Origin of the sequence: Streptomyces sp. NPDC059853, from assembly GCF_042731495.1 — a bacterium.
In the GTDB taxonomy this organism is placed as follows: Bacteria; Actinomycetota; Actinomycetes; order Streptomycetales; family Streptomycetaceae; genus Streptomyces.
In genome coordinates this window covers 1-4,215 of record NZ_JBHWJL010000387.1, presented here as the reverse complement: position 1 = coordinate 4,215, position 4,215 = coordinate 1, and the positions used below count along the sequence as shown (strand labels likewise).

Here is a 4,215-nt window from a genome sequence, read left to right as displayed (position 1 = left end):
GCGCGCTGCTCGGCGACCGGGTGCGGATGTCGGAGCACGCCTCCGACCCGGGCGTCTACATCCGCTCCATGGCCACCCGGGGCCGCCTCGGGGGGCTCGCCGTGGCGGCCCCGCAGGCCGTCCGGGTGCTGGACGCGGCCGGCTGCGAGGTGATCCTGGTGGAGACGGTGGGCGTCGGGCAGTCGGAGGTGGAGATCGCCTCCCAGGCCGACACCACCGTGGTGCTGCTCGCCCCCGGCATGGGCGACGGCATCCAGGCCGCCAAGGCCGGGATCCTGGAGATCGGCGATGTCTTCGTCGTCAACAAGGCCGACCGGGACGGCGCCGACGCCACCGTCCGCGAGCTGAACCACATGCTGGGCCTGGGCGCGCCGCGCGGCCCCGGCGACTGGCGCCCCACCGTCACCAAGACCGTCGCGGCGCACGGCGAGGGCGTGGACGAGGTGGTGGCCGCGCTGGACAAGCACCGGGCGTGGATGGAGGAGCACGGCGAACTCACCGCCCGCCGCACCCGCCGCGCCGCCCGGGAGATCGAGTCCATCGCGGTGACGGCGCTGCGCGCCCGCATCGCCGACATCGGCGGCGACCACCGGCTGGGCGCCCTGTCCGCCCGCATCGTCGCCGGGGACCTCGACCCGTACGCGGCGGCCGACGCGCTGCTGGCGGAGGTGACCGGCCGGTGACGGCAGACCCCACCGCCCCCGGGGAGGCCGGTCCCCCGGCCGGACCGGCCACCCTCCCCGAGCCCGCCTTCCCGGCCGAGGAGTACGCGCAGCGGCTGTTCACCGCGCGCGCCGCCATGGAGCGGCGCGGGTTCGACGCCCTGCTCGTCACGGCGCCCGAGGACATCCACTACCTGTGCGGCCTCGACCACCAGGGCCACTTCGCGCTCACCGCGCTGCTGGTGCCGCTGTACGGCAGGCCGGTGCTGATCGAACGCGCCATGGAGACGCCCACCGCCCTCGCCCAGATCCACGGCGTGGCGCACCACGGCTACGACGACGCCACCGACCCGGCCGAGGCCCTGCTGGAGGCGCTCACCCCGCTCCTGCCGGACGCTCCCGTCGTCGGCTACCAGGCGGCCTCCCTCAGCCTGCCGCCCACCGCCTGGGACCGGCTGCGGACGGCGGCGGGCATCCGCTGGACCGACTGCCAGGACCTGCTCGGCGGCCAGCGCGCCGTCCACACCCCGCGCGAGATCGCCCGCATCCGCGAGGCCGCCCGGCTCTCCGACACCGCCATGGCCGCCGGTCTCGCCGCCGCCCGTGCCGGAGCGGGCGAGCACGAGATCGCCGCCGCCGTCTACGCGGCCATGCTGACCGCGGGCGGCGACCTCCCCGCCTTCGCCCCGCTGGTGCGCGACACCGGCCGCCTCGACCGCGAACACCTCACCTGGTCGCGGCGGCGCCTCGGACCCGGCGACGGCGTCTTCCTCGAACTCTCCGCCGCCCGGGGCCGCTACCACGCCCCGCTCGCCCGGCTGCGCCCCGGCCCGGGAGCCGGCCGGGCCGCGGAGACCGCGCGCGCCGCCATGGACGCGCTGTGCGCGGCGCTGCGCCCGGGCGCCACCGCCGAAGAGGTCTTCCACACCTGGCGCGCGGTCATCGAGACGGCCACCGGCGAGCCGTACGCGCGCCACCACTGCGGCTACCTGGTGGGCATCGGCTTCCCGCCCGGCTGGATGGGCGGCACCCGCACGCTGCGGCCCGGCAACACCATGGAGCTGCGCGCGGGCATGACCTTCCACATCCAGTCCTGGCTGCTGGACACACCGCTGGGCACATACGCCTTCTCGGACACGGCCCTGGTCACCGAGGACGCCTGCGAGGTCCTCACCCGGACCCCGCACCCGGAGTGAGCCGCGTTGGCCCGCGCCCCGCGTCGGCGGCCCGCGCGCGGGGGTGACCCGGTGCCGGGCACCCGGGCCGGGAGCGGCGGGGCCGGCCCCGCCCCGTCCGCCGGTCGGCCGGGCGGCACACTTCCTCGCATGGTGAGTCTGCGCATCATGACGCCGGACGACTGGCCCTTGTGGCAGGAGATCCGGGTTGCCGCCCTGACCGACGCGCCGCACGCGTTCAGAGCCCGCCTCGCCGACTGGCCCAGGGGTGGCCGGGAGGAGTGGCGTGCCCGGCTGGCCATCCCCGGGTCCCGCAACCTCGTCGCGCTGCGGGAGGGCCGGCCGGTCGGCATGGTCAGAGGCGTCCCCGGGGACGGCGGGACGAGCGAACTCAGGTCGCTGTGGGTCAGCCCCGAAGCGCGGGGCGGTGGCGTCGGGGACCGGTTGGTCGAAGCCGTCACCGCGTGGGCCCTGCGATCGGGTTCCACCGTACTGAGACTCGCGGTGATCCCGGGAAACGAGTCCGCCGCCGCCCTCTACCGACGCCATGGGTTCGTCGCCACCGGAGAACACGGGGACGTGTTGCCCGACGGGGTGACCCGGGAGCAGGTGATGGTGAGGAGACTGCGCTGACCCGCGGGGCCGTACCGCCCGCGCGGTGCTACCGCGGGGCCGGGCCCGGCAGCCGGCCGGTGCGGGCGAAGGGTCCGTTGTCCGCGAAGACGAGCCGGGCGAAGTTCTCGGCGATGCGGCGGTGTCCTTCGGGGCCGGGGTGGATCCCGTCCGGCAGGGGGAAAGCGGCGTGGTCCCTCTCGCCGAAGAGGTCGAGTCCGTCGAGGTAGTGGAGGTGGGGGTCCTCGGCGGACCGCTCATCGACGATGCCGGCCAGGACGTCGCGGATGACCGTGAGCGTCAGCCGTCCGGCGGCGGTCTCGGCCGGATCGCCGGTGGCCTTGAACGTCAGGGTTCCATCGGAGAGGTCCGGCATGAGCGGGCCGGGGGTGTTCTCGTGGGTGGGGCACAGGATGGGGGAGATCAGGAGCAGGGGGGTCGTGGGGTGGCCCTCGCGGAGGGTGTCGAGGAAGCCGTGGACCGCGGGGACGAAGGCGCGCAGGCGCATGGCGTCGCTGTTGACGACGTTGATGCCGAGCTTGAGGCTGATCAGGTCCGCGGGGGTGTCGCGCATCGCGCGGGCGGTGAACGGGTCGACCTGGGCGCTGCCGCCGAATCCGAGGTTGATCAGCTCCACCTCGCCCGCGGAGGCGGCCAGGGCGGGCCAGATGGTGCTGGGGGAGGCGGCGTTGGATCCGTGGCTGATGGAACTGCCGTGGTGCAGCCACCGCCGGCGCCCCCGGTCCGGGGCGGGCTCGACGGGGGCGTCGGTGCGCAGGGCGATGACCTCGGTGATCTCCGCGTGCGGGAGCCAGATCTCGATGTCCTTCTCCCCGGTGGGGAGGCCGGTGAAGCGGGCGGTGCCGGCGGGGCCCGGGGTGAATTCCGCGGTCTGGGCCCGCAGGTCGGTGATGGTGCGCAGGTTCCCGCCCTCCACGGTGGCCTGCGCGGTGAGGCGGCCGTCGACGAGGAGGTCGTAGATGCCGTCCGGCGGGGGCGGGAAGTCCTGGTAGACGCGTTTGGTGGGCAGGGTGTCCAGGAAGACGGTGGTGGCGGCGGTGCGGAAGGCCAGCCGGACACCGGAGGGCTGGGCCTCGGCCACGGACAGCAGGTCGTCGGGGATCTGGCGGCGCGCCCGGGCGGGCAGCCGGTGGGGCAGCAGGCCGTGGGCGGTCTCCTCCACGTCGAGATGGCCGCGCAGGAGGCCGGCGGTGACGGGGGTGGTGATCAGGTTCTGGTCGATGCTCATTGCCTCAAAGCCTGGTGGTTCCGGGGGCGGCGGTCAGGGGCGGACCGGCGCCGCAACGTGGTCGAGGGGCGCCGGCCGCCTCCGGGAGGCACCGCCGGGAAGACGCTGTCCAGCGCGCGGACCGGGTGCGTACCCGCAGTCTGCCTATAGCGAGTATGCATCTACCTATAACCTATAGGCAAATATGGCACTCGCCAAGGTTCGGTGGCTCTGCCGAGGGGGTGCGGGTGTGACCCGGACGCGAGGCTCGGCGAGCGCCCGGGTGGGTGCCGGCGGCGGACGGGTTCTGTCCCTTGCGCTTGCCGGTGGGGGTGATCAGGTCGGGCTGGATCCGCTCGACGGACTCGCCGCGCGCGCGGCGCCCGGCGAGTGCGTCGAGCGGGGACCGGAGTTCCTGGGCGGGGGGCAAGCACCGGGCGCAGCCGATGCGGATGTCGGCGCTCGGGCGATCCGGGACCGGCGGCGGCCCGGCGGCCCGTTTCCCGTCTTGCCCCGGGAAAGGAACGTGGGTGAGAGC

General features: G+C 75.1%; 4 protein-coding genes. 3 read left to right on the top strand and 1 reads right to left on the bottom strand.

All coding sequences use genetic code 11. The features are described from left to right. The 3 genes from ACFV5N_RS25415 to ACFV5N_RS25405 form a co-directional block, all read left to right on the top strand. Nucleotides 1-683 (top strand): ArgK/MeaB family GTPase (locus ACFV5N_RS25415; protein ID WP_385604164.1); only part of this gene is annotated, 683 nt, incomplete at its 5' end. Next, a complete protein-coding gene (locus ACFV5N_RS25410) occupies nucleotides 680-1,858 on the top strand; it encodes a M24 family metallopeptidase (RefSeq protein WP_385604161.1) in 1,179 nt (392 codons plus the stop codon). The genes ACFV5N_RS25415 and ACFV5N_RS25410, both read left to right, overlap by 4 nt. A gap of 129 nt (nucleotides 1,859-1,987) precedes the next feature. Further along, nucleotides 1,988-2,470, top strand: a complete 483-nt coding sequence (locus ACFV5N_RS25405) for a GNAT family N-acetyltransferase (protein ID WP_176128746.1) — start codon at nucleotides 1,988-1,990, stop codon at nucleotides 2,468-2,470. 28 nt (nucleotides 2,471-2,498) lie between these two features. On the opposite strand, the gene ACFV5N_RS25400 is transcribed toward ACFV5N_RS25405, so the two are convergent. After that, nucleotides 2,499-3,698 carry a GDSL-type esterase/lipase family protein gene (locus tag ACFV5N_RS25400; protein ID WP_385604157.1) on the bottom strand — a complete coding sequence of 400 codons (1,200 nt, stop codon included), beginning with the start codon at nucleotides 3,696-3,698 and terminating at the stop codon, nucleotides 2,499-2,501. Nucleotides 3,699-4,215: the final 517 nt, after the last annotated feature.

Bases quoted from the DNA above. Each gene is read 5' to 3' on its own strand.
- ACFV5N_RS25405 (WP_176128746.1), top strand. From the start codon at position 1,988: ATGGTGAGTCTGCGCATCATGACGCCGGACGACTGGCCCTTGTGGCAG.
- ACFV5N_RS25400 (WP_385604157.1), bottom strand. From the start codon at position 3,698: ATGAGCATCGACCAGAACCTGATCACCACCCCCGTCACCGCCGGCCTC.